The 24,460-nt window shown below is 67.4% G+C and carries 21 protein-coding genes; 11 read left to right on the plus strand and 10 right to left on the minus strand.

All coding sequences use genetic code 11. The features are described 5' to 3' along the window. Window positions 1–3: 3 nt before the first annotated feature. Entirely contained in the window at window positions 4–2,616 is a 2,613-nt protein-coding gene (locus NU1_RS40450; RefSeq protein ID WP_084521595.1) for an SDR family NAD(P)-dependent oxidoreductase, read from the minus strand. Window positions 2,617–2,724: 108 nt separating this feature from the next. Between NU1_RS40450 and NU1_RS19405 the strand changes: the two genes are divergently transcribed. Genes NU1_RS19405 through NU1_RS19415 form a run of 3 tightly spaced genes read left to right on the plus strand, consistent with a single transcriptional unit; the run spans window position 2,725 to window position 6,052 of the window. Further along, a complete protein-coding gene (locus tag NU1_RS19405) occupies window positions 2,725–4,392 on the plus strand; it encodes a hypothetical protein (RefSeq protein ID WP_067523206.1) in 1,668 nt (555 codons plus the stop codon). After that, a complete protein-coding gene (locus NU1_RS19410; protein WP_067523207.1) occupies window positions 4,389–5,429 on the plus strand; it encodes an alpha/beta hydrolase in 1,041 nt (346 codons plus the stop codon). Before NU1_RS19405 ends, NU1_RS19410 begins: the two co-directional genes overlap by 4 nt. A 20-nt stretch (window positions 5,430–5,449) precedes the next feature. After that, on the plus strand, window positions 5,450–6,052 hold the full coding sequence (locus NU1_RS19415) for an SRPBCC family protein (protein WP_245720204.1): 603 nt from the start codon (window positions 5,450–5,452) through the stop codon (window positions 6,050–6,052). A 9-nt stretch (window positions 6,053–6,061) separates the two neighbouring features. On the opposite strand, the gene NU1_RS19420 is transcribed toward NU1_RS19415, so the two are convergent. Continuing rightward, the gene (locus NU1_RS19420; RefSeq protein ID WP_067523208.1) at window positions 6,062–6,970 is read right to left on the minus strand and encodes an SDR family NAD(P)-dependent oxidoreductase; all 909 of its coding nucleotides are present in this window, start codon (window positions 6,968–6,970) and stop codon (window positions 6,062–6,064) included. A gap of 62 nt (window positions 6,971–7,032) precedes the next feature. On the opposite strand from NU1_RS19420, the gene NU1_RS19425 reads away from it, so the two are divergent. Next, window positions 7,033–7,992, plus strand: coding sequence for an SDR family NAD(P)-dependent oxidoreductase (locus NU1_RS19425; protein WP_067523209.1), 960 nt, complete (start codon window positions 7,033–7,035; stop codon window positions 7,990–7,992). Beyond that, on the plus strand, window positions 7,989–8,111 hold the full coding sequence (locus NU1_RS43820) for a hypothetical protein (protein ID WP_281221253.1): 123 nt from the start codon (window positions 7,989–7,991) through the stop codon (window positions 8,109–8,111). The genes NU1_RS19425 and NU1_RS43820 overlap by 4 nt, the downstream gene beginning before the upstream one ends. Before the next feature lie 7 nt (window positions 8,112–8,118). Here the strand turns inward: NU1_RS43820 and NU1_RS19430 are convergent, their stop codons facing one another. After that, on the minus strand, window positions 8,119–8,883 hold the full coding sequence (locus NU1_RS19430) for a GntR family transcriptional regulator (RefSeq protein ID WP_067523210.1): 765 nt from the start codon (window positions 8,881–8,883) through the stop codon (window positions 8,119–8,121). A gap of 80 nt (window positions 8,884–8,963) precedes the next feature. Between NU1_RS19430 and NU1_RS19435 the strand changes: the two genes are divergently transcribed. Then, window positions 8,964–10,397, plus strand: a complete 1,434-nt coding sequence (locus tag NU1_RS19435) for an ABC1 kinase family protein (RefSeq protein WP_067523211.1) — start codon at window positions 8,964–8,966, stop codon at window positions 10,395–10,397. A 6-nt stretch (window positions 10,398–10,403) separates the two neighbouring features. On the opposite strand, the gene NU1_RS19440 is transcribed toward NU1_RS19435, so the two are convergent. The 3 genes from NU1_RS19440 to NU1_RS19450 all read right to left on the minus strand — a co-directional run bounded on the left by NU1_RS19440 (window position 10,404) and on the right by NU1_RS19450 (window position 13,233). Continuing rightward, on the minus strand, window positions 10,404–11,795 hold the full coding sequence (locus tag NU1_RS19440; protein ID WP_084521627.1) for an ABC1 kinase family protein: 1,392 nt from the start codon (window positions 11,793–11,795) through the stop codon (window positions 10,404–10,406). A 71-nt stretch (window positions 11,796–11,866) separates the two neighbouring features. Next, window positions 11,867–12,766, minus strand: a complete 900-nt coding sequence (locus tag NU1_RS19445; RefSeq protein WP_067523212.1) for an SAM-dependent methyltransferase — start codon at window positions 12,764–12,766, stop codon at window positions 11,867–11,869. Between the two features lie 188 nt (window positions 12,767–12,954). Further along, window positions 12,955–13,233, minus strand: coding sequence for a hypothetical protein (locus NU1_RS19450; protein ID WP_067523213.1), 279 nt, complete (start codon window positions 13,231–13,233; stop codon window positions 12,955–12,957). Here NU1_RS19450 and NU1_RS19455 point away from each other — a divergent pair. Then, complete coding sequence (locus NU1_RS19455; RefSeq protein WP_067523214.1) at window positions 13,220–13,924, plus strand: CE1 family esterase; 705 nt, start codon at window positions 13,220–13,222, stop codon at window positions 13,922–13,924. The genes NU1_RS19450 and NU1_RS19455 overlap by 14 nt on opposite strands. 257 nt (window positions 13,925–14,181) lie before the next feature. On the opposite strand, the gene NU1_RS19460 is transcribed toward NU1_RS19455, so the two are convergent. Beyond that, the gene (locus NU1_RS19460) at window positions 14,182–14,643 is read right to left on the minus strand and encodes an SRPBCC family protein (protein ID WP_169815101.1); all 462 of its coding nucleotides are present in this window, start codon (window positions 14,641–14,643) and stop codon (window positions 14,182–14,184) included. A gap of 204 nt (window positions 14,644–14,847) precedes the next feature. Between NU1_RS19460 and NU1_RS19465 the strand changes: the two genes are divergently transcribed. After that, window positions 14,848–15,480, plus strand: coding sequence for a TetR/AcrR family transcriptional regulator (locus NU1_RS19465; protein ID WP_157552561.1), 633 nt, complete (start codon window positions 14,848–14,850; stop codon window positions 15,478–15,480). Window positions 15,481–15,495: 15 nt separating this feature from the next. Here the strand turns inward: NU1_RS19465 and NU1_RS19470 are convergent, their stop codons facing one another. After that, entirely contained in the window at window positions 15,496–17,301 is a 1,806-nt protein-coding gene (locus NU1_RS19470; protein ID WP_067523216.1) for an AMP-dependent synthetase/ligase, read from the minus strand. Window positions 17,302–17,482: 181 nt separating this feature from the next. Between NU1_RS19470 and NU1_RS19475 the strand changes: the two genes are divergently transcribed. From NU1_RS19475 to NU1_RS19485, 3 genes are read left to right on the plus strand one after another with little or no spacing between them, the layout of a single operon-like run. Beyond that, window positions 17,483–18,706 carry an acetyl-CoA C-acetyltransferase gene (locus NU1_RS19475; protein ID WP_067523217.1) on the plus strand — a complete coding sequence of 408 codons (1,224 nt, stop codon included), beginning with the start codon at window positions 17,483–17,485 and terminating at the stop codon, window positions 18,704–18,706. 37 nt (window positions 18,707–18,743) lie between these two features. Then, window positions 18,744–20,906: a 3-hydroxyacyl-CoA dehydrogenase NAD-binding domain-containing protein gene (locus NU1_RS19480; RefSeq protein ID WP_067523218.1), complete on the plus strand. Its 2,163-nt coding sequence runs from the start codon at window positions 18,744–18,746 to the stop codon at window positions 20,904–20,906. A 30-nt stretch (window positions 20,907–20,936) separates the two neighbouring features. Continuing rightward, the gene (locus tag NU1_RS19485) at window positions 20,937–22,076 is read left to right on the plus strand and encodes an acyl-CoA dehydrogenase family protein (protein WP_067523219.1); all 1,140 of its coding nucleotides are present in this window, start codon (window positions 20,937–20,939) and stop codon (window positions 22,074–22,076) included. A 107-nt stretch (window positions 22,077–22,183) separates the two neighbouring features. On the opposite strand, the gene NU1_RS19490 is transcribed toward NU1_RS19485, so the two are convergent. Continuing rightward, window positions 22,184–23,707, minus strand: a complete 1,524-nt coding sequence (locus NU1_RS19490) for an aldehyde dehydrogenase family protein (RefSeq protein ID WP_067523220.1) — start codon at window positions 23,705–23,707, stop codon at window positions 22,184–22,186. An 11-nt stretch (window positions 23,708–23,718) separates the two neighbouring features. Next, window positions 23,719–24,396, minus strand: coding sequence for a TetR/AcrR family transcriptional regulator (locus tag NU1_RS19495; RefSeq protein ID WP_157552564.1), 678 nt, complete (start codon window positions 24,394–24,396; stop codon window positions 23,719–23,721). Between the last annotated feature and the right edge of the window lie 64 nt (window positions 24,397–24,460).

The following is a 24,460-nucleotide window of genomic DNA, read 5'->3' on the forward strand; positions in this document are numbered from 1 at the left end:
GATTCAGCCCGCGGTGCGGATGCCCGCGGTTTCGGCGAGTACCAGCAGTTGCGCGCGGCGGAGCTTGCCGCTGGTGCTGCGGGGTAGTTCGCCGGTGAAGACGACCTCGCGGGGGACTTTGTAGTTGGCCAGCGACGATTTCACGTAGGCCTGCAGCTCGGCGTCGGTGACCTCGGCGCCGGGCCTGCGGACCACGAACGCCGCCAGCCGCTGGCCGAATTCCGGATCGGGGACGCCCACGGCTCCGGCGTCGGCGACGGCAGGGTGGGATTGCAGGAGTTCCTCGACCTCCTGCGGGAAGACGTTCTCGCCGCCGGAGAGGATCATGTCGTCGGAGCGGCCGTCGATGAACAGTCTTCCGGCGGAATCGAAATGGCCGACATCGCCGGAATCCATCCAGCCGCCGGGGAGTACTGGCTTGTGGCCGCCGCCGCTGTAGCCGAGGAAGGTCACCGGGTTGCGGTTGACGATGCGGCCGGTGTCACCAGGCCGTACATCCCGGCCATCGGCATCGACGATCCTGATATCCACCAAGCCCTTCGGTGGGTAGCCGACGGTGCCCGGCGCGGCCCGCAGATCTGCGGGTGTGGCGAGTGCGCCCGGGCCGACCTCGGTGGAGCCGTAGCCGTTGAACAGCACGTCACCGAATTCGTCCATGAACTCGGTACCGAGTCGCGGCGGCAGCGGGGCAGCGCCGCACGGGACCGCGTCCAATGTCATGCAGTTGTAGTCGCGCCGAATCTCGGGCGGTAGATCCATGATTCGTTTCAGCATGGCCGGTACCAGGCAGGCGATATTGACGCTGTAGCGCTCGATATCGGCGAGGGTTTGTTGCGCGTCGAAGGTGCGGCGCAGGATCATCGGCGCACCGAGCGCGCAGGCCAGCAGCATCGCGCCCAGACCATACGCGTGGTGCAGCGGTGGCGCGACGATGATGGGGTTGCCGATCCGGGGTATCGGGGTGAAACGCGGAATCTCGGTGAGCACCCCCAGCATTCGCGGTCGCAACCGCAACGCGTAGGGGATCAGCTCGCCGAGCGCCAGCCGTCGGGGTGCCCCCTTGGGGACACCGGTGGTGCCGCCGGTGAGGATCACCAGCGTGGCGCCGTATCCGACCATTCGCACCGGTGGTAGATCTTGGGCGATCAGGTCGTCGACGGACGGGGCCGCGGCGGGCGCGGACAGTGGTGTCGCAGACCCGGACCGGACGACCAGACGCGGGCCTCGAAAGCCGGAATTGGCCAGCGCGGCTTGGAATTCGGCGTCGTAACAGAGCAGATCGACGTGCTCGCGGTCGAGCACCGAACCCAATTGCGGTCCCGCGAACCCGTAGTTCAACGGCACCACATCGGCCGAAAGACGCGCACCCGCCATGATCGCCTCGACGAACCCGCGATGGTTGCGACACAGCACACCCACCCGGGAACCGCGGCCGATGTTCCAGCGTTGCCGCATGGCAGCCGCCAATTTCTCCACCCGCCGGTGCAATTCGGCGGCGCTGATCTCCCCGTCGTCGTCGATCACGGCCGGGGTGTCCGGGAAACGCGCCGCGAACAGCGCGAGCAGGGTGGCGATCGTGACACCGCCCCGCAACGCCGCCACGGTCTGCGGCACCCGGGTGGGCGGCGGCAGGACCCGGTGCGGCCGGGCCCGGGCGGCCTCGCCGGCCCACACCACCAGGTCATCCGCGAAATGCGCCAGGTCCTCGGCTCTTTCGAGGGCCGCCCCGGCCATCCCGGCCGGCCGGGCCGCGGGATTGGTCGCCCGCACGTACAGCGTCTTCACTCGTTCGCTGGTCTTGGTGTTCTCCACCGCGTACAGCAGCGGCACTCCGGCCCGCTCCCACCACGGCCGGATCGCCATGGGCCGGTCCACGATCGCCCGGCACACCATGCCCGCCGCCTCCTCCGGTGTCATGCCGATCAGCTGGGCGTAGCGGTAGATGCGGAATGGCCCGAGCATGGGCGACATCACCAACTGCAGGTGGATCGTGGAGGTGGTGATGCCGTCGGCGCGCAATTCCGGTCCGGCGCCGCGCAACCAGGTGCTGAAGGCGGCCTTGGTGGCGATGTAGGCGGTCCATTCCACCGGCGGCGCGTGCACGCCCGCCGTGCTCACATTGACGATGTGGCCGGCGCCGCGCACCCGCATGGACGGCAGCAGGCTCATGATCAACCGCACTGGCCCGAGATAGTTCACCAAGGCGGTGTCCTCGAAATTGTCGAAGCGGTCTACGGATTCGGTGAGCCAGCGGCGAATCGAGCGGCCCGCGTTATTGACGAACACATCCACCCGCCCGTGCTCGGCGAGGATCCGATCGATCAGCTGCGCGCAGGCGTCCAGATCGGAGATATCACACGGAAATGGGTGCACCACACCGTTTTCCGCCGCAGCCCGAGCTTGGAGCCGCTCCAGCTGGTCGGCGCGGCGGGCCACCGCGAGGACGATCGCGCCGGCCCGGGCCAGGCGCAGCGCCGTCGACCAGCCGACACCCGAGGACGCACCGGTCACCACGATGACCTTGCCGCGCACCGCCGGCTGTAGCCGGCGATCGCTGATGCCGGGACTCAGCGCTCCCGTGGCGATTCGAACCGATTTGGGCAGCTGAACGACCATGTCCGGCCTCCGTGACGCAAGATTTCCGCGGAATCACCCGGGTATCCGGGCCCATCCAGACTACACTGTCCCAGACAGTATCCCGGGCCTGCTTTCAGGATGGTGCCCATGTCCGAATCCCGCATCGCGCAGGTCGTCGCCGTGGACGAGGGGCTCGAGGTCAGCCGGATCGACCTGACTTCGCCACTACCACAGGACTTTCCGCCGCATCCACCGGAACTGGAACGCCTGAGCTATCTGCGATACCGGCGGCTGGACGGCCCCGCCGACTCCGCGAACGCCGATGCGATCCTCGTCGGGCACCCGGGCGGACTGTGCGGAGCCCATGCCCTCGATCAGGTCGCACGCAACACCATGCACGCGGCAGCGACGCGAGGCAGGTGCATCGAATGGTGGTCGATAGCGCGCCGCGGCGACGCGGCCGCCGACCACACCGGCATCGACATTGCCCGGACCGCAGGCGACCCCGATCTGGCCTTCGACTACTACTATCGCGGCCGCGCGCTCGACGGACGGCGCTTCGCCGGGTTCGCCACCCACCGCGAGCTGCGCTACACCGCGGAACTCGGGATCGCGCGCGCAGTGCTGGATCAGCGTGAATTGCTCGTGCGCGAGCTGCCCGATCCCCGGCTGCGGCAACGCAAACTCTTCCTCGGCGGACATTCCTTCGGCAACTTCGTCACCGGCGCCTATACCGCGTGGGACTTCGACGGCGTCCCCGGGTACACCGACTGCGCAGGCGTTTTCGGGCTGGACCTGCTGCCGGTGAGCGACCCGTATCGACTACGCACCACCCCCCTGGTGCGCACCCTCGCCCGGTCCGCTGCCGGGCCGCACCGCCTCGCCGTGGAGCTGCTGCGCCGCGGCCTCGCACCTCGGGTCTTCCCCAGCTTCGCCGAGGTGCTGACCTTCACCACAATCCTCGCTCTGGACGCGCTCTCACATCCTGAAGCAGAGTCGGACCGACTCCGTCAGCTACCCCGCACACCCGCCTGGGAATTCACGCTGCGACTGTGGTTCGCCCGCGGCTACCGCGAATTCCGGTCCGGCCGGCCGGATCCCCGCGAACTCCGATTCACCTGCCGCGGACTGCTCGCCGCCTGGATCGCGCGCGGCCACTCCCCGATCTCGCTGTTCCAGATCGGCGTCGGCGACTCCCCGAACCGCCTGCTGGCGCGGACGACCTTTCCCGCACCCGAGTGGGCCTATCGCGTCCCCGGCCTCGACCGCGCGACCACCTTCGCGTTCGGTCCAGGCCCCCGGGAAACGCCTGCCGATCGAAACCTGCTTCAAGACTGCCCTTCCGGCGGCTGGCCAGTACACTTGGACGAACTCGCCCGCGTCATCGCCGGAGGCCCGCCGGGCTATGCCGACACCTATTTCCCGCTGCGCCTACTGGCCGACGGACTGTTCTGGGCGGGTGCACGCGACGGAGATCTCGCATCGCTGCGCCATGAACGAGGCGCCCGCGCGTTGCCACGCATGACGGTGCTCGGCGACGACAGCAACCCCGTCCTGATCCTCCTGCACCTCGGACTGCTGGTGCCGCGCAACACTGTTCGCGCTCATGGCTACACCCATTTCGATGTCGTCGCCGCGCATCGCCCGCCGTCCGGCGAGGTGGTCTCGGACGCGCTCGCCGAATTCATTGCCGCATACACCGGCCGCCGCGATCCCCGCTTCATACACAGCACCGCCCAGGCTCGCTATGGCCAGAAATCCCGCCGAAGTTTAGACTGTCTGGGACAGTCGACGCTTTGGAGGGATCGAAGATGACCCACGCGACCACGCCCGCACCCGAGAACGGCACCTCGGTAACGATCGAGCTGCCGAACCGCTCCACCCTGCGCAACCGCCTCGCGAGGCCGTTGCTGTTCTGGACCATCCGCACCGGACTGGAGGCGCTCTCCTACGGCGGCAAGCACATTCTGCGGACCAAGTGGCTGTTCTGGGTCTCCAGCCGCACCGATGGGCCGGCCGCGATCCTCGTCCCGCCGCGCGGCACCCGCCGGCGCCAGGTCCGCCTGGCCAACTTCCGTGCGGAATGGTTGTGGGACAAGCGCACCGCGGATCCGTTCAAGCGCCGCGACGCCGCAATTCTGTATTTCCACGGCGGCGGCTTCGTCTCCTGTGGGCTGAACACCCACCGGCGCTTCGTCGCCAAGATCGGGAAGACGAGCGGGATGCCCGTCTTCAATGTCGACTATCGCCAGCTGCCGCAGGCCCACTTCGTGGACACCCTCGCCGATGCGCTGCACTCCTATGAGCACCTGCTCGCCGAGGGCTTCCCCGCCGAAAACATCATCCTCTCCGGCGATTCCGCGGGCGGCGGCCTCGCCATGCGCCTGGCCTTGGCGGCCCGCGACAACGGACTGCCCGTGCCGGGCGGGCTCTCGCTCATCGCGCCGTGGGCCGACCTGGACTGGACCCGGCGCAATGCGCACCCCAACGCGGGCCTGGACCAGATCCTGCCGCCGCTGGGCATCGAAACCATCGCGCGCCTGGGCTACACCATCGACGGCAAGCTGGACCCGCACTGGTCCTCGGTGAACCACGACTTCACCGGCATGCCACCGATACTCGTCCAAGTGGGCTCCAATGAATGCCTGATGTCGGATGCCGAACAGCTCGCGCAGCGCTGCGCGGAGGCGAATGTGCCTTGCCGCCTGCAGATCTGGGATCTGGCCGCGCATGTGCATCATGCGGCCTCCGATATCGAACCGGGCGCCCGCGCGGCCATCCGCGAATTGGGCGAGTTCAACCGGCAGATCCTCGCCGCGCGCCGCCCCACCACGCACACCCCGGCCGCCTAGCCCGGAGAGAGGTCGCCGTCGTGACACTGACCACGATCCTGGTCGTCCTGTTCGTACTCGCCGTGCTCGGCGCCATAGCGGGCGGTATAGCCCTTCTGATACTGCGCGGCTGGGCCAAGCAGGTGCTCGACGGCAACGGCTTCTCGGCCACCCCGGTGGACGCCACGAAGGTCGAGCGGTTCCTGGCCCAGGAAGCGACCTTCGTGGTCACCGTGGCGCGCGAGTTCACGCATCCGCCCGACAAGGTTTGGCAGACGCTGCAACTCAACGGGACCTTCTCCTGGATTCCGCTGTTCAACGGCATCCGCTACGCCGAGGACTACCGCACGGAGGGCGCACTGCGCACCTTCGACGGCCTGCTCGCGGCGGTGCAGGAGCAGGTGATCACCGCGATTCCCCGCCGGCAACTCACGCTCACCGCGACGAAGGTGTCGGTGCCCTTGGCGCTGAAATCGCTGGTAGAAGATTATCGGCTGACCGAAACACCCTCCGGCACGACAACATTGCGGTGGACGATCGCGGTGCGTCCACGCTTGGGCGCGTTCCTTCCGCTGCGCTGGGCGGCACCGCTGGCCCGGCCCTTCCTCGCCTACGGCATCAAGGGCCTGAGCACGCGTCTGTGAAACCCGCTGCTACTCGGGTCGATTCAGGCGTCTTTCCAGGAACCGGTCGACCCGGCCCAGCGTCTTCTCCGGCAGCAGCCGATTTCGCAGCCCGGTGACGTTGTCGGACTTGAGAATTCGCGCGGCCAGCCGCACGCCACCGGGCGACACCCGGGTCGCGAGATAGATGGCGCGGGCCTCGATCGGAGTCGGCACCACGGCCGGATTGCGAGCCGCCACCCGGACGATGGTGCGCGCCACCGATTCCGGGCTGTGCGCCACCAGCCGGGCGGCGAGCGCGGAGATGTTCCCGACCCGGGCGACACCGTCCTCCAAGCCGACCACCTCGGCCGATTCCTCGGAATCCGGATCCATCAGCGCCGGGCAGATCGCCGTCACCCCCACCCCGGTACCCGCGAACTCCAGCCGCAGCCCCTCGGTCAGCATCTGCGCGGCCGCCTTGGTGGTGCAGTAGGGAGTGCTCAGCGGCAGCGGGGCGAAGGCCGCGACGGAGGTGACGTTGATGATGCGCCCGCCGCGTCCGGAGTCGACCATCTGGCGACCGAAGAAGGCCGAACCGTGGATCAGGCCCCAGACGTTGACGCCCATGAGCCGTTCCCAATCGGCCAGGGTGTGCTCCAAAAATGGTCCCGCCGTGGTGAATCCGGCGGTATTGACCAGCACCATGGGCGGCCCGTATTCAGCGTGCAGATCCTCGGCGAAGTTCTCCATCGCCACCGCGTCGGCGACATCCACCGCATACGGGAGGGCCGAACCCCCCTCCGCGAAGATCGTTTCGGCGGTCTCCGCGGCCAGTTGCTTGTCGCCATCGACGGCGATGACAAACGCCCGCTTCTGGGCGAAACGGCGTGCGGTCGCCCGGCCGATGCCGCCGCCCGCACCGGTGACGATGACAACCTCGTTGTCGAAGCTGGCCATGAGACCCTCACCTTCCTCATTCTGTCTGAGACAGTGTACACTTCAGGCGGAGAGAGGACGGTATGAAACCCTTCTACCCGGGGCTCGCGGTGGTGACCGGCGCGGGCAGCGGCATCGGCCGCGGAACCGCCACGGCGCTGGCCGATCTCGGCGCCGAGGTCATCGTCGCCGACATCAATTTCGCCACCGCGACCGACACCGTGACACGCATCCGGGCCCGCGGCGGCCTGGCCCATCCCTACGCGCTGGACGTGGCCGATGTCGGCGCCCTGACCGCCTTCGCCGACTACGTGCGAACCAACCACGGCGTCCCCGATGTGGTGGTGAACAACGCCGGAATCGTGGTGGCCGGCCCCTTCTTACAGATCCGGCCCAAGGATCTGCGCCGCATCGTCGAGGTCAACCTGATGGCTGTCGTGCACGGCTGCCGCCTGTTCGGCGCGCAAATGGCCGAACGCGGCACGGGCGGCCACCTGGTGAACATCTCCTCTATGGCGGCGTTCGCGCCGGTGCGGCTCGCCACGCCCTATTGCTTCACCAAAGCCGGCGTCAAACACCTCAGCGAGACGCTCCGGGCGGAACTGGCCCGGGACAACATTCGGGTCACGGTGGTGTGCCCGGGGTTGATCGCCACCAATCTGCCCGCGACCGCCACCATGGCAACCCTTACCGCAGAACAGGTCTCGATCACCAGACAGATCGTGGTCAAGGCCATGACGGTGCTCGGCATGAACCCCGATCGGGCGGGCCGCAAGATCGTGCGCGCCATCGCCCGCGACCGTGCGGTACTGCCGCTGCGGCCCGAAGCCTGGCTGACCTACCGGCTGGCCCGGGCCTTTCCCCGCGCCACCCGCGCGATCATGCGGGTGGTGACCGGGCCCGAAGTCGAGCGGGTGCTGCGACTGGTCATCGACCATCCCGCGGTCATCGGCGTGGCCCGGGAAGCCGCAGCCGTGATGCCGCACCGGTCCGGGCTGCAAACCTATTGGGAGCCACCGGAATCCGCGAAGCCCGCACCGTGATCGGACACCGGAGCAGCCCCGTCCCCGAACCGCCGTCGCGCGGGAATCTGCTGGCCCTGGCGATACTCGCGGCGGTCGTCGTGGCGGCGCTGGTGCTCGCCGCGCTGGCCATCGGCTGACCTGCCCTCACGCCCCCAGCTCGAACGACGCCGAATCCGGCGCGGCGCCCACGATTTCGCCGAACCGGCGGACCACGCCCTCGTGGTATGCACCGAAAATGTCTTCGAACAAGGCCAATTGGGCCACCGAGGGCTCCCCACCCGTTTCCACCACCGCGGCCAGCGCCCGCCAGACCAGCACGTGCAGATCAGGCGCCGCCGCAGTGCAATACGCCGACACTGCCTCCGGGGTCGCCAGCACCATCTCCCCGATCGAATTCAGGATCGCGCGCTGCATACCGCGACCACGGGCCGTGAGCAGCGATCGCAGCAATAACAGTTCCGTCTCCAGGAAGCGGCGCTGATCCGGAACATCCTGCCGGGCAATGATTTCCAATTCATCGATGGCGACCCTGGTCGCGACCCCTACGGTCCCCTCGGCATACTCGAGCAGCACCGACAGCGCGATCTCGCGCTCGGCCTCGACAATCTCACCGAACATCGCCAGCGCCGTCCGCGGCTCCTGCATCGACAGCCGCAGCACCCGATGGAAGACCCCGAGCCCGCCTTCGGAGTGCACATCGCGGACCGCGAAACCCTTGCCACGCTGGGCATCGGCGAATCCATAGGATTCCACCCGGCCCAGGATCAGCTGGGCGGTGGCGCGGTTGACCCCGAATTCGTCGGCCACCTGACGCACCGAGGGCAGCAGCATACCCGGCCGATACCGGCCCGACGCGACCCGGCGCGCCAGCTCATCGGCGACGTCGACCACCACTGTCCGGCCTCCCATGACGTCCCTCTCGACAGCTTCCCAATACGTCTCAGACAGTCTAGGCTGCCATATGCCCGACCGCACAGCGAGGTGAGCAAATGTCCAATCGACGGTTCGGCGACGGCTACCCGCCCGCCCGCAAACTGATCCGCGACGCCAAACTGGTGAGCCTGCCGGTGGCCTACGCCGGACGCCAGGCCGCCGGAGTCGGCAAGCGCGCGCTCGGCCGCCCCGGCGCCGGGGTGAACCTCGACATCCAGGTCCGCACCGCTCAGCACATCTTTCAGGTGCTCGGTGAACTCAAAGGCTGCGCGACCAAACTCGGCCAGCTACTCTCCATCTACGAACTGGTACTTCCGCCGAAATTCGCCGAGCCCTACCGGATGGCCCTGACCCAGCTGCAGGACTCGACGCCGATCATGCTGCCCCAGACGGTAGAGACAGCGATGGCGGCGCACATGGGTTCGAACTGGCGCTGGTACTTCCGCGAATTCGACACCCGGCGCGCGGCGGGCGCCTCGATCGGGCAAGTGCATCGCGGCGTCTGGCACGACGGCACCGAGGTGGCGATCAAGGTGATGTACCCGGGCGCCCGCGCCGCCGTGCACGCCGACCTCGACCAGTTGCGCCGCATGTCGGTGCTGGGCACGGTGTTCGTGCCCGGCGCGGACGTGAAAGCGGTGACCGAGGCGATCTGCGACTGCATCAGCGAGGAACTCGACTACGAGGCCGAGGCCGAGAACCAGCGGGTGTTCGCCGACGCCTACGCCGATGACGCGGATTTCGTGGTGCCGCGCGTACTCGCGCGACACGGCGACGTCATCATCAGCGAATGGCTCACCGGCACCCCACTCTCCCGCATCATCGCCTCAGGCGCGCCCGAGGAACGCAATCGGCTCGGCCTGCTGCTGCTGCGTTTCGTGCTGTCCAGCTGGAATAGAGCCGGATTGCTCTACTGCGACGTCCATCCCGGCAACTTCCGGGTGCTGCCCGACGGCAGGCTCGGCGTCGTCGATTTCGGCGCCTGCGCACCGTGGCCCGCACCGGAGTTCCCGGGTGTGGTCAGCGGCTACTTCGAGGCGCTGTTCAACGGCGGCCGAACCGAGTTGGAGGCCGCCATCCGGGACCACGGGTTCGCCGAACCGGGGCGCACCATCGATGTCGACGCGGTGGCCGAGGCCTTCGTTCCACTGTGTGATCCATTCCTGCACAACACATTCCGACTATCCACCGACTGGTTCCGGCAACAGATCCGGCGGGCGATGGATCCGCGGCTGTCGAACGCGAATCGGGACCTGACCATGCCGCCCTACTTCACCCCGTTCGCCCGCGCCTTCCTGACCGTCATCGGCGTCGTCTGCCAGCTGGACACCGAAGGCCCGATCCGCGCCGAATTCGTCCGCTGGGTCCCGGAAATCGCGGCCGCGCTGGAGAGTTTCGACCGCCGCGGCGGCAAACCCGCCGACCTCGGCATCGCCCGAACACTGCGTGGCACCGGGCCGCGGCCTCTGTCCGCTGTGCATACCGGCTGAGCGCTCTCATCTGCGCCGGGCGGCCACCTCGGCCAGGGCGGGCGTCCAGGCCAGGAACTCCGGGCCGATCGGTCCCTCGGTCCGCAACTGGCACAGCACTCCGATGCCCGTGATCACCGCCCGGGCAACCGGAATGAACTCCGGTGGCAGCGTCATCTGGCGGAACACATTGGTCAACCGGATCTCGGTGACGGCTTCGACTCGATCGCGCAACCACTCGGGTGACAGCCGAAACTGCGAATCCCAGAGGATCGGCAGGATCGGTTTCGCGATCTCCATCAGCGCCGCCGCATCGAACTCGCGTCCTGGCCGCACCAGTCCGTGCCGGCGCAGCGCCGCCTCCAAGTCGCCCGACTCATACAGCGCCGCACCGATGTCGGCGATCGCGGGCTCGAGGGTGTCCGGCCAGGGCGAACAGGCGCCGAAATCCACCACCCCCAACCGGCCGTCGGGCAGCACCAGGAAATTGCCCGGATGCAGATCGGTGTACAGCAGCCCGCCGGTGCGCACGTGCGCGGACTTGGCGAAGCGGAGCACGAGCAGGCCTATCCGATTGCGCTCCTCCTGGGTGCCCGAGCTGATCAGCTCGCTCAGCGGCGCGCCCTCGAGCCACTCGCTGACCAGCACGTCCGTGGCCTGCGCGACAACATCCGGCACGGCGAAATCGGGGTCGCCCGCGAACCCGGCGGCGAAGCCGCGCTGTGCGTGCGCCTCCTGGCCATAGTCCAGTTCGTCGGTGACACAGGCGCAGATCATCTCGATGATCGGGCCCATCTCCGCGCCCGGAAGCAGCGCGCCCAGCACCACTCCGAGCAGGCGCAGCTGAGTAAAGTCGGCCCGGACCGCCTCGCGCGCACCGGGATACATCACCTTCACCGCGACCGGCCTGCCGTCGTGCCAGACGGCGCGATGCACCTGCCCGATGGTCGCCGCGGCGGCCGGGTGCGTCTCGAACTCGCGGAACAATTCGCGCCAGCCCGGCCCGAAATTCTCCGCCAGCACCTGCGCGACCAGCGCGGGCGACATCGCCGGAACCGCATTCTGCAATTTGCTCAGCGCCAGACCGTACGCCTCGGCCAGATCGATCGGCATCGCGTCCTGGTACACCGACAGGATCTGACCGAGCTTGGCGACGCTGCCTTTCAGTTCACCGAGCACCTCGAAAACGTGTTCGGCGGTGCGCATGTGGATCTCGGCCTCGACCTCGGTCGCGGGGCGGCCGAACAACCGCCAGCCCACCCCGGCGGCCTGCCGCCCGGCATAGGCGACCGGCAAAGCGGCCAGTTTGGCGTCACGGACCAGTTTGCGCGTCGGTGGTGCGCCCTCGGCCCGCTGCGCCTCGCGGCGCGCGAACGGCAGCACGCGGCCCCAACCCTCACCAGAACTGTGCTCCGCCATGCCACCACCGTGATACGTCATCAACAATCTGCGGAGCGTATCCGGTGAAACGTATGCCACGTGCGGTTTTGTCAGATCAGGGGACGCTCGCCGCCCTTCACCGCCACCGCGATGATGTAGTCCGCCCACGGACCCCACAGGCGCACACCGGTGCGGCTGAACGCCAGGCGCAATACCGGATTCACCCGCCGCATGTCCTGCTCCCGCAAACGCGAACGCAGATAGCGCGCCAGCGGGCCATAGACGTCGCGGCGAATGGAATAGACATGCGCGGTCTCGAAACCGGCCTCCAGTAGCGCCTTGCGGTAGCGCTGGGCATCGAACACATCCCGCCCGGACCATGACAGCCCCGCCGCTCCCGGCAGCACCCGCGGCACGATGTCAGCGGTCACCAGCCGCCCGCCCGGGGCCAGCACCCGGTGCGCCTCCCCGAAAAACTGTGTGTACGAAGGGAAATGGAACGCCGATTCGAGGGCCGTGACCTTGGTCGCGGAACCGTCGCCGACCGGAAGCGCACTGGCCGAACCGTGCACGTACTCGATCACCTCGGCCAAACCCAGCTCCGCGGCCCGCTCGCGGGCGATCGCGATCTGTTCTTCGGCGACATTCACGCCGACGATCCGGCGCGGCCCGAATTCCCGCGCCCACAGAAAATCCTGGTCTCCGTAGCCGAATCCGACATCGACGAGTACATCCTCCGCGCCGAGCCCGGCCTCCCGTCCGACGAGCCGGGCCAGGTCGGCACTGGCCTCATCCAAGGTGGCCGGATCGTCGCGCCAGTACCCGAGATTGATGAACAGCGATTCCTCGCCGAACAGATTCCGGGTACCCACAATGTCGTACAGTCGGCCCACCCGCTCGGGCGTCGACCCCGCCAGCGGCAGCGCGGCCATCCGCCTCCACTCCCCCGACCAGCGGCGGAGCCGCCCGCCGAACGATTCCCCGGCAGCCGCGGACATGGAAATCACCATGGAATCCTCCTATGCGCCGCCGTCACGGCAGCGGAACTTTCCCAAGTCTCCACCGAGCGCGGCACCCAGGTCAATCACTGTCCCAGACAATTTGCCCTAACGCGCTGATACCCCGGGTGCGTGCACACCGAAGGTGCACCACAGAATCATCTGGCAACGTAAACGGATCGCATGTGACGGGAGCGGTGTCATTTGAGCAGGTACTCAACGGCGCGGATCGGTGGTGCGCTGGCAGCGTTGGTAACGGTCGTGGCGGGCTGCTCCGGCTCGCCGGACCCGAGTGACGCGGCGACCAGCAGTTCGGCCGCCGGCAGCACGACTACGACGGTCAGTGCGCCACCGCCGCTGGCCGCGTCCACCGGCGCGGGCCAAGGGTCCACGCTGGAGACGCTGACCGTCGGCAGGCAGAGCTCCAAGTACGTGCTCCATGTTCCGGCCGGCGGAGCGGAGAAAATGCCCGCGGTCATCGTGCTGCACGGTGTCAACGGCAATGGCCAGCAGATCGAGCAGGTCAGCGGGATGTCCATGGTCGCGGACACCGGAAAATTCGTGGCGGCGTATCCGGACGAATATCCGGTCGACGGCGTCACCGCACTCATCGACGAGTTGGTGGCCAATCGCAACGTCGATCCCGCGCGGGTGTTCGTCACCGGCATCTCGCGGGGCGGGATCTTCACAGAAGGATTGGGCTGCAAACTTTCCGGCAAACTGGCCGCGATCGCACCACTGTCCGGAGGGTTGCAGGTTTCGCTGCAGGACAAGTGCACGCCGGTGAAACCGCTGCCGGTCATGCTGATCCACGGCACCGCCGACCCGATCGTGCCCTACGACGGCGGCATGCCTCGAGGTTTGCCGCACGGTCAGGCCGCCACTGTGATGTCGGCCCCGGATACTTTCGCCTTCTGGCGCGGCAAGGACGCTTGCACCGGCGACACCACCACGACCGATGTCGCGGGTACCGACGCCACCGTCACCCTCACCGCCGGACCGGCCTGCGACCGCGGAGCCGAGGTGCGGTTGTACTCGGTGATCGGCGGCGGCCACACCTGGCCCGGCGGTGCCACGAGCCAGCAGCAGTACGTCGCTACCTTGGGGCCGCTGAACACGCAATTCGATGCCAGCCAACAGATCTGGGATTTCTTCGCGACGGTGAAATAGTCGGGGCTTCTGGTGGGCGGGGCGTGAGACCAAAGTACGGGATCTGCAAGACCGCTGTCCTCGCCCTACTGGCCAAGCGAGGAGTCGCACGCAGATACCAGTCGATGGCCACAACAGACATCGACCAATGCGCACGGCTCTACCTCGCCGGACACTCACACCTGCGAGCGGACTGATGGAGATCGGTGAACAGGCAGTGCTCCGTCTGCTAATGGGGATTGAGATCCGGAGCTGCGCGGACGCCTTCGATCCGTGGGTCATTCCTGGTCGGATTGTGGCGCATCGGTCGCTCGCAAGCACGCTTGGCGCAGTCGTTCGGTCGAATACCGCAGGGCCATCAGGATCAGCGGTTCGAGGGTGCGCGCGACCGCCTGCGCCACCGCGCCGCCCTCGGCCTTGGCCTCGAGGTCCAGTCGGGTGTGATTCTCGCCTTCGGGGCTGAATCGCAGGGCCGAACTGAAGCCGAAACCGGCGAGGGACTTGAAGGCGATCAGCCGATCCGCTTCCCAGCCGATGACCTCAGCCGTCGACCGCAGGGTTTTCGGGCCGAGGTCGACAAGGCCCTCGTAGACGGCTCCGACCTGGTATTCGATGCCGTTGATCGGTTTGAAGTGCTTCAGGCCGAATGCCCATTCGGGCGCCCGGTCGTAATCGATGAAGTAAGCGAAGACCTGCCCTACCGGTCGTTCGATTACCGCGGTGCTACTGATCGACACCATCGGATTCCCTTTTCCTGGCAACCAGTTTCCCAGGTCCATCCACCGACGCGAACGTGCGAAGCAGGTGGGCCGTGCACGAACGGTCTAGCAGCACTATTTGAATAGCAATGCTATACGGGAGACTGGGGGTACTGGGGTCGGTACTGGGGTACTATTCGATCAATTGCTGTGTTTTGGCCGCGCGCGGCGGAACGGAGGCTGATCATGTCCACGATGCCGCGAACGTCGACTCGGCAGACCGCCGGACGGCGACGCACGAGCAGCGATCGCCGCGACGATATTCTGCGCCGTCTGGGTGAAGTGATTGTCGCCGAAGGGTTTTCCTCCCTGACCATCGAGGAGATGGCGGCACAGTTGCAGTGCTCCCGGTCCACGCTCTACGCGGCGGCCCCCAGCCGCGAGCAATTGATCGTCAAAACGGTCAAGCACGAATTGGGTACGCGCACCGCGCGAATCGATGAGCGCGCGGCCCAGGCGAACGGGGTCGAGGATCGGATCGTCACCTACATCACCACCGCGCGCGACGAGCTCGCCAGCGTCTCGCGAGCCTGCTACGACGATATCCGCGCCTTCGAACCCACCGACGAGATCTTCCGGCGGACCGCACGGTCACTCGCCGACGGGATTCGCGTGCGGATTCAGGAGGGCGTGGACGAGGGCGTTTTCGGGCCGGTGCACGCGGAATTCATCAGCGTGGCGGTGGGCGTGCTGATCGAGGCCATTCTCGACGGCGAGTTCCAGGACCGCATCGGCATGCCCGACAGCGACGCCTACACCGAACTGGTGGCGCTGGTGCGCGCCGCATTGGCCGGCGGAGCGCCAGTGCGCAAACGCTGAGCCGGCCATACGGTTTCAGCTGCGGGCCCCGCCGGCGTACAGCGCCTCGATTTCGGCGGCGTACTTCTCGGCGATGGGTTTGCGCTTGAGCTTCATCGTCGGAGTGAGTTCGTCGCTGCCCGGTTCCCAGAAGACCGGCAGGATACGGAATTCGCGGATCTGCTCGACACGGGCGAGCGTGCGGTTGGCCCGTTCGATCGCGGCCGCGACCACGGTGCGCGCGCCCGGGTCGGTGAGCACCTCGTCGGGTCCGGGTAGGCCATTGGTTTTGGCGTAGGCCGCGGCCGCGTCGGCGTCCAGAGCGATCAGCGCGGTGATGTACTTCCGGCGGTCGCCTATGGCCACGGCCGAACCGACCAGTGGGCACACCAGTTTGACGGCATTCTCGATATTGGCCGGTGAGATGTTCTTACCGGCCGAGTTGATGATGAGTTCCTTCTTGCGGTCGACGATGCGGATGTATCCGTCGGCGTCGATCGAGCCGACATCGCCGGTGTGCACCCAACCGTCGGCGTCGATGAGTTCGGCGGTCTTACCCGGATCGTTGCGGTAGCCCTTCATCACCGTCGGTGTGCGAACCAGTAGTTCGCCGTCCGCGGCGACGGTGATCTCCACACCCGGCAGCGGTTTCCCGACCGTACCCGGGCGGATGTCGTCGGGCGGGTTCGCGGTGACGATCAGGATCTCCGACATGCCCCAGCCTTCGACGGCCCGAATACCCAGTCCCAGAATGAATTCCAGGGTTTCGGCCGCGATGGGCGCGGCTCCGGTCAGCGCCACGGTGACTTGATCCAAGCCCACTCGCCGGGCGAGGCCGGACAGCACCAATCTGTGCGCGACCTCGTATTCCAGGTTGAGCAGCGCCGGTACCGGCTTGCGAGCGACCCGGCAGCGCGCCGTGCGGACGCCGACGTCGAGCGCCCAGCGCGCGATGACCTTTCGCAGCCCGTGCTCGGCGGCCACGCCCTCCTCGATGGCGGCCTGGATCTTGTACCAGAGCATCGGCACCGCGACGAAGATCGTCGGCCGCACCTGCGGCAGCACGACGATGAGTTGTTTGAGATCGGCCAGCGTGGTGACCGAGGCGCCGGTGACCGCGGGTCCGTAGTGACCGAGCCAGCGGTTGAGCGCGTGCGCGTCGGGCAGGTAGGAGACCGCGCGTCCGCTCGTGCCTGCCGCGAATTCGCCGATGTCCTGTACCGCGGCGATGAAGTGCAGCACGCTGGCGTGGGCGAGTTCGACACCCTTGGGCGGCCCGGTGGTGCCGGAGGTGTAGATGACGGTCAGGGTGTCGGTGGGTTCCACCGCGCGCCAGGCCTTTTCGAAGTCGAACGCCGGATCGCCCGCACGCTCCAGATCAGCGAGACTCATCAACTCCTCGACCTGCTCCACGCACAGGATATGCCGCACCGCGCTGCCCTCGCACGCCTTGCGCACCTGCGGCAGGAACTGCTTTTCACAGACGAAGACGGTGTTCCCGGCATTGCCGAGGATGTAGGCGATCTGCTCCGGCGAACTGGTGTTGTACACCGAGAACGGTGCCGCGCCCAGGTGATACGCGGCGGTGTCGATGAGATGGAACTCGGGGCGATTGGTCAGCATGAGGCCGACGGTGTCGCCCCGCTCGACGCCGAGCGCGGCGAGGCCGGCCGCGATCGCGCGCACCCGCTCGCCGTACTGCCGCCAGGTGATTCGCACCGAATCGTCGGGCGTTCGCAATGCCACGCGATGCGGGGCGGCCGCGACCGTGTTCTGAAAGAGCTCGCACAGGCTCGAGGCTTGCCGGATGCAGGCCGGTTTGGGCGGGACGGAAATGATCATTCCTCCTGGTCAGCGGCGCATGAACGGCACGCGGGTACCGCAATGAATACGATAGTACCCATACTCGGCAGTGAAGCAGAAGAGCTACCGGGTCTTGTTTGCATTCATAATCGGGTACTAACGTACCTCTCATAGTACCCACCACTGCTTTTCCTCAGCCCCGCGAACGAAAGACTCAGTCATGGCACCCACAGACGCATTGGTCTTCGATGCGATCCGCACTCCCCGGGGCATCGGCAAACGCACCGGCGCGCTCTACAGCATCGCGCCGGTCGATCTGGCCACCGGCCTAATCCGCGAAATGCTGCGCCGCAACCCAGAAGTGGACCCCACCGCCCTCGACGACGTGGTGCTCGGTTGCGTCTCCGCCACCGGCGAGCAGGGCTTCGACATCGCCGAGATGGCGGTACTGCGCGCGGGTTTGGCGGGCAATACCGCTGGCGTGCAACTGAATCGGTACTGTGCCTCCGGGCTCGAGGCGGTGAATATCGCCGCCCAGAAGATCGCCTCGGGCTGGGAAGATCTCGTCTTCGCCGGTGGCGTGGAATCGATGTCGCGGGTGCCGATGGGAGCCGACGGCGGCCTGGTGAGCGCGGCGGACCCGAATCTGAATCAGGTCACGCCGATCATTCTGCAGGGCCCCGCCTCGGATCTACTGGCCACCACCTACGGTTACGAACGCGCGGATCTGGACCGGTTCGCGGCCCGTTCCCAGTCACTGGCGGTCCGGGCGTGGCACGAGGGCCGGTTCAAGAATTCGGTGGTACCGGTCACCGATATCAATGGCACGGTCATGCTCGACCATGACGAACTGGTGCGGCCCGACACCACGATCGAATCACTGGGCACGCTCGCGCCCGCCTTCGAAACCATGGGCGCGCTGGCAGGTTTCGACGCGGTGGCCTTGCAGCGCTACCACTGGGTGGAAAAGATCGAGCACCGTCACACCGCGGGCAACTCCTCCGGAATCGTCGACGGCGCGGCCCTGCTCGCGATCGGCAATGAGCGCGTCGGCCGCGAATTCGGGTTGCGACCACGCGCCCGCATCGTCGCCACGGCGGTTACCGGCTCGGATCCCTCCATCGGTTTCACCGGCCCCGCGCCCGCCACCCGCAAGGCGTTGCGCAGGGCCGGGCTCACCGTCGACGAGATCGACCTGTTCGAGGTGAACGAGGCGTTTGCCGCGGTGGTACTGGTCTTCGCACAGGAGCTGGGCGTCGAACTGGAGAAGATCAATGTCAATGGCGGCGCGATCGCCATGGGACATCCGCTCGGCGCCACCGGCGCGATGCTGCTGGGCACGGTGATCGACGAACTCGAGCGCACCGGCGGGCGCTACGGCCTGGTCACCCTGTGCGCGGTCGGTGGCATCGGCATAGCCACCATCGTCGAACGCCTGTCCTGACCCGCGCGGACATTCACCCCGAGAGAATCGAACTTTCATGAGCACCAACACCATTCGCTGGGAAAAGGGCACGGACGGAATCGTCGTCCTGACCCTCGACGACCCCAACCAGGCCACCAATACCTGGAACGCCGACTTCCGCGAATCCCTCTACGCCGCCGTCGACCGGCTCACCGCCGAACGCGAATCCATCACCGGCGTCATCCTCACCTCCGGCAAAGAAACCTTCAGTGCCGGAGCGGATCTCAAGGAACTCGCCGAGATCGTCGAGACGGCCGAGACCGCGGAGATCGCCGCCTTCTTCGACGAGGCGAAGGCATGCCTGCGACGGCTCGAGACTCTCGGCAGGCCGGTCGTCGCGGCCATCAACGGCACCGCGCTGGGCGGCGGGCTGGAACTGGCCCTCGCAACGCATCACCGAATCGCGGTGGACGACAGCACGATTCAGATCGGACTGCCAGAGGTCACGCTCGGCGCGATTCCCGGGGCGGGCGGCGTGGTGCGCACGGTGCGCATGCTGGGGCTGGCCGATGCCCTGCTCAATATCCTGATCAAGGGCCAGAAGCATGAGCCGAAGAAGGCCCTGGCCGCAGGCATAGTGGACGAATTGGTCGCTACGCCAGCCGAATTGATCCCCGCCGCGAAGGCCTGGATCGCGGCCAACCCCGCACCCGAGCAGCCCTGGGACCGGCGCGGCCACCGCATTCCGGGCGGCACCGCCACCGACCCCGCGATGGCCATGAACCTGCCCGCGTTCACCTCCACTGTCCGAAAGGAATTGAAGGGCGCGGACTTCCCGGCCGCCCGCAATCTGCTGGCCGCGGCGGTGGAGAGCACCCTGGTCGATTTCACGGCGGCATCGACCATCGAGACCCGCTACTTGGTGAACCTGCTTCAGTCCCCGATCACCAAGAACATGGTGGGGGCGTTCTTCAACCTGCAGCGGATGAACAAGCCCACCGGGCGCGCAGTCGGCGTCGAACCGTTCACCCCGCGCAGGGTCGCCGTGCTGGGCGCCGGCATGATGGGCGCGGGCATCGCTTACGAATATGCCCGGGCCGGTGCGGAAGTCGTGCTGAAGGACATCTCAGTGGAGTCCGCCGAGCGCGGTAAGGGGTATTCGCGGGCGCTGGTCGAGAAGGCCGTATCCCGGGGACGTAAGTCCCAGCGGTGGGCCGATGAACTGCTCGCCCGCATCCACCCGACCGCCGACACCGCCGAACTGGCGGGTGCGGATGTCATGATCGAGGCGGTGTTCGAGGACGCCGATCTGAAGAAGCGCACCTACAGCGAGGTCGAACCGCTGCTGGACCCGGCCGCGTTGCTGGCCTCGAACACCTCACAGATCCCGATCACCGGTCTCGCCGAGGGTGTTTCGCGACCCGAGGACTTCATCGGTATGCACTTCTCCTCACCGGTGGAGAAGATGCCGTTCGTCGAGGTGATCAAGGGCAGGCTGACCTCGGCGGAGACCGTCGCCCGCACGGTGGACGCCGTGCGCATGATCGGCAAGACCCCCATCGTGGTCAATGACGGGCGCGGCTTCTACCTGACACGGCTGTTCCAGGCGCTCACGTTCGAGGCGCTCGAGATGCTGGCCGAGGGCGTTCCCGCGCCATCGATCGAGCAGGCGGCCGCGCAGGCCGGACTGCCGACCCAGCCGCTGCTGGTATTGGACCAGGTCAGCCTCACCCTGGCCCGCAGCATTATCGCCGATCGTCAGGCGGCCGCCGCGACGGCAGGTTCGGGCTACAACGAACGCAACTGCGACACAGTGGTTTTCGACATGGTCGACAAGTACGACCGCGCGGGACGCGCGGCCGGGGCCGGGTTCTACGGCTATGCCGATGGCAAGCGGCTCGGCCTCTGGCCGGGACTGCGCGCGGCGTTCGGCGGCGACAATCGCGAGATCTCCTTCGAAGATCTGCGCGAGCGGATGCTGTTCATCATCTCGCTCGAGGTCGTCAAATGCCTGGACGAAGGCATTGTCGAAACCACTCTGACCGCCGATGTCGGCTCACTCATGGGCGGCATGCCGCCGTGGACCGGTGGCGCGGTCACCTACGTGAACTCCTACCACGGCGGGGTGGCCGGTTTCGTCGCCCGCGCCCGCGAGCTGGCCGCCGCCTACGGCGACCGTTTCACCCCGCCGACCCTCCTGCTCGTCGCCACCGAACGCGGCGCGTCGATAGCGTCCTGACCCCTTGTCCCCCACCGTGATCGGACCACAATGAACCCCTTCATCCTCGATGAGGACCACCTCACCTTCCGGGACTCGGTCCGCAAGTTCGCGCGCGACAAGTTCATGGGTAGCTTTCCGGAGCGGGCCGCGAGCGAGGCCTACCCGCGCGCGGAGCTCAAGAAGTTCGCCGAGGCCGGGCTAACCGCCCTGTGCGTGCCCGAGGCGCAGGGCGGCCAGGGCGCGGACCTGCTCGCCCTGGGCCTGGCGGGCGAGGAGATCGGTTATGCCGACTCCGCGCTGGCCTGCATGTACTTCTTCTCCAATGTGCAGACCAATATCCTCGCCGCCATGGGCCCCGCGGCCGTGCAGCGAGAATGGTTGCCGCGCTTGATCTCCGGCGACGCCATTGCCTGCACCGCGTTGACCGAACCCGGCGCCGGCTCGGACGCCTCCGCGCTCACCTGCCGCGCCGAGAAGGTCGCGGGCGGCTGGAAGCTGTACGGCGAGAAATCCTCCATCACCCAGGCCCCGCACGCCGATATCGCCATCGTCATCGCGCAAAGCGATCCGGCCAAGCGCACCAAGGGAATCGGCGCGTTCGTGGTGCCGCTCGACGATCCCACCGTCGCCCGGCAGGCCTTCCGCGATCCCGGCTGCAAACCGATCGGCCGCGGCGCGCTCACCTTCGACGGCACCTTCGTGCCCGACTCGTATGTCATGGCCGAACCGGGCGGCGGATTCCAAATGATCATGAAGGAATTCGACCTGACCCGCACCCTCATCGGTCTCATGGTCATCGGCACCGCCCAGCGCGCCATCGACATGACCGTCGAATACACCAAGCAGCGCACCACCTTCGGAGTGCCGCTGGCGATGAACCAGGGCGTGTCGTTCCCCCTGGTCGAGCACACCACGCACCTCACCGCGGTACGCGCCCTGGCCTACCAGACCCTGGGCCTGCGCATGGCCGGGCAACCACACACCGCGCAGGCCGCGATGTTGAAGTGGTGGGCACCGCAGGTGGCCTTCGCCGCCATCAACGATTGCGTCGTGCTGCACGGCCATGTCGGCTGGTCGGAGGAGATGCCGCTGCAGGCCATGCTGCGCGATGTCTCGGGTTACCAGATCGGTGATGGCACCCCGCAGATCCAGAAGCTGATCATCGCCCGCGAACTGTTCATGCGCTGAGATACCAAGAAGTCGGGCCGGTGGGTGCATGCACCGACCGGCCCGAATTCTCTTGTGTGCCTGGTACTACGACTCCCGCGGGCAACTCCTCCCGGAGCGAGGGGCGGTTATCCGTGCAGGCGGCGGCGCAGGTCGCGTCCCACTACCAGGTGCAGCACCGCGGAGACCGCGCGACTGCGCAGTATCGAGTATGGGTACCAGGTGATTTCGCTGCGCAGCGCGGGGATGCGTGGTGCGGTGATGGCCTGCTGGCGGCAATATTTGCGGATGCCCTGCGCCCCGCCGAGCCGGGTGCCCAGGCCCGAGGTCTTCCAGCCGCCGTGCGGCAGACCGAAGGCGAACAGGTTGGTGTAGGCGTCGTTGATATTGACCGCACCGACCTCGAGTTGCCGGGCAACGCGCAATCCCCGCGCCCGATCGCCTGTCCACACCGTGGCCGAGAGCCCGTATTCGCTGTCATTGGCCAGCCGAACGGCCTCCCGCTCGTCGGCGACCCGCATGACCGGAATGGTGGGACCGAACGTCTCCTCGCGCATGCACACCATCGAATGATCGACCCCGGTGAGCACGGTCGGCTCGAAGAACGCGCCGTCCGGCGCGGCCGTGCCCCCGCACACCACGGTCGCCCCCGCCGCGACCGCCGCGTCTACATGTGCGCGCACGATCTCGGTCTGTGCCGCGGTGGCCATGGCGCCCACCTCGATCTCGGCGCCCGGCGTGCCCGCCCCCTGCCGCACCGCGCGCACCCGCTCGGTCAGCAACTCCAGGAACCGTTGGTAGACAGGGGCTTCCACGTATACGCGCTCCACACTGATGCAGATCTGTCCCGAGTTCGCCAGCGCACCCCAGACGATGCCGTTGGCGGCCCGCTCGAGATCGGCGTCGGCGAGCACGATGGCCGGATCCTTGCCGCCGAGTTCGACGCTGCACGGAATCAGCCGCTCCCCCGCCCGCGCGGCTATCTTGCGCCCGGTCGCCGTGGATCCCGTGAACTGCACCATATCCACCGCATCGACCACCGCGGCACCGGTGGCGCCGTCCCCGGTGACCACCGCGAACACCGCCGGCGCACCGATCTCTCGCCAGCCGCGCGCCAGTTCGAGCGCCGAGAACGGGGTCACCTCAGAGGGTTTCACGACCACGGCGGCACCGGCGAGCAAGGCCGGAATGGCGTCCACCGCCGGAATGAGCAGCGGGAAATTCCACGGGGAGATCACTCCGACCACCGGATGCGGCCGATACACGCGCAGTCGCGATTTGGGGATCGTCAGCAAGCCGTGCGGCCGAATGCGCTCGTCGGCGAGGAATTCGGCGGCGTGATCACTGAAGTAGTTGATCGCGTCGCACGCCAGCGTCACTTCCAGCAGCGCTTCCTGACGGGGTTTTCCGGTCTCGGACTGGATGCGGTCCAACAGGTCGGATTCATTGTCCAGCAGCCAATCTCGAAGTCTGCGCAGCCAGGTGGCTCGCCCGCGCGGGCCGAGCCGCTCCCATGAGGGCTGGCGTTGACGCAACGTGCGCACGGCCGCCGAGACGTGGTCCGAGGTCTGCACATCGACCTCGCCGACCACCTGCCCCGAGGCCGGATTCCGGACCTCGATCCGCTGCTCGGTCGATTCACCTGTGGTCACGGATACTCCTTCTACAGTTCTTCTGCACTACCGCGATTCGAGCGGTGTGCGGTGGCGGCCCCCGACGTCGCGGCGAGCACGCGCAACTTGGTGGTCCACAGCCGCAGCGTCTCGGTCAGCACGCTCGCCGAGTCCTCCGGGCCGACCAGTTCTATGACCCGGCCCACCGCGAGACCCACGCCGACGGAAAGCACTCCGACGGTCGCGTGCTCGACGGCCGTGTCGATCTCGGGACCGACGCCGAGCTGTGCGGCGATCACCGGGTGCAGCAACGCCTTCAACATCGCGGCGGTCTGGGTGACCTCGGCGAACTTGTCCGGGTCGCGGCGCACCGACAGCACGAATTCGACGGCCAGCACATTCATTTCGTCGTTCACGCCCACCGAGCGCCACCACGACCCGATCGCGCCGAGGCCGTCTTCGGGTAGCTCACCGGTGGCGAACATCGATTCGATCAGGCCCGCGAACGACTGTTGATAATGTCGTTCCAGGACCGCCAGGCACAGCGCTTCCTTACTGTCGAAATTGCCGTAGATGGCGCCCTGGGTGCGGCCGGCTCGCGCCGCGATCTGCGCCACGGTGGTGCCGCTGAAGCCTTGGCCCAGGAACAATTCCTGCGCCGCCGCCAGCACGGCGTCCCGCGTGTGGGTCTGGCTCTCCTCACGGGACAGTGGCCTGCCACGATCCAAGGCTCTCCGTGCTCCTCTCGCGCCGGCGCCACCTGGCACCGTCGGTCGATCCAGGGTGACCGCG

This window comes from Nocardia uniformis NBRC 13702 (assembly GCF_001613345.1).
Classification (GTDB): domain Bacteria; phylum Actinomycetota; class Actinomycetes; order Mycobacteriales; family Mycobacteriaceae; genus Nocardia; species Nocardia uniformis.

Bases quoted from the DNA above. Each gene is read 5' to 3' on its own strand.
- NU1_RS40450 (WP_084521595.1), bottom strand. From the start codon at position 2,616: ATGGTCGTTCAGCTGCCCAAATCGGTTCGAATCGCCACGGGAGCGCTG.
- NU1_RS19405 (WP_067523206.1), top strand. From the start codon at position 2,725: ATGTCCGAATCCCGCATCGCGCAGGTCGTCGCCGTGGACGAGGGGCTC.
- NU1_RS19410 (WP_067523207.1), top strand. From the start codon at position 4,389: ATGACCCACGCGACCACGCCCGCACCCGAGAACGGCACCTCGGTAACG.
- NU1_RS19420 (WP_067523208.1), bottom strand. From the start codon at position 6,970: ATGGCCAGCTTCGACAACGAGGTTGTCATCGTCACCGGTGCGGGCGGC.
- NU1_RS19425 (WP_067523209.1), top strand. From the start codon at position 7,033: ATGAAACCCTTCTACCCGGGGCTCGCGGTGGTGACCGGCGCGGGCAGC.
- NU1_RS19430 (WP_067523210.1), bottom strand. From the start codon at position 8,883: ATGGGAGGCCGGACAGTGGTGGTCGACGTCGCCGATGAGCTGGCGCGC.
- NU1_RS19435 (WP_067523211.1), top strand. From the start codon at position 8,964: ATGTCCAATCGACGGTTCGGCGACGGCTACCCGCCCGCCCGCAAACTG.
- NU1_RS19440 (WP_084521627.1), bottom strand. From the start codon at position 11,795: ATGGCGGAGCACAGTTCTGGTGAGGGTTGGGGCCGCGTGCTGCCGTTC.
- NU1_RS19445 (WP_067523212.1), bottom strand. From the start codon at position 12,766: ATGGTGATTTCCATGTCCGCGGCTGCCGGGGAATCGTTCGGCGGGCGG.
- NU1_RS19455 (WP_067523214.1), top strand. From the start codon at position 13,220: ATGCCCGCGGTCATCGTGCTGCACGGTGTCAACGGCAATGGCCAGCAG.
- NU1_RS19450 (WP_067523213.1), bottom strand. From the start codon at position 13,233: ATGACCGCGGGCATTTTCTCCGCTCCGCCGGCCGGAACATGGAGCACG.
- NU1_RS19460 (WP_169815101.1), bottom strand. From the start codon at position 14,643: ATGGTGTCGATCAGTAGCACCGCGGTAATCGAACGACCGGTAGGGCAG.
- NU1_RS19465 (WP_157552561.1), top strand. From the start codon at position 14,848: ATGTCCACGATGCCGCGAACGTCGACTCGGCAGACCGCCGGACGGCGA.
- NU1_RS19470 (WP_067523216.1), bottom strand. From the start codon at position 17,301: ATGATCATTTCCGTCCCGCCCAAACCGGCCTGCATCCGGCAAGCCTCG.
- NU1_RS19475 (WP_067523217.1), top strand. From the start codon at position 17,483: ATGGCACCCACAGACGCATTGGTCTTCGATGCGATCCGCACTCCCCGG.
- NU1_RS19480 (WP_067523218.1), top strand. From the start codon at position 18,744: ATGAGCACCAACACCATTCGCTGGGAAAAGGGCACGGACGGAATCGTC.
- NU1_RS19485 (WP_067523219.1), top strand. From the start codon at position 20,937: ATGAACCCCTTCATCCTCGATGAGGACCACCTCACCTTCCGGGACTCG.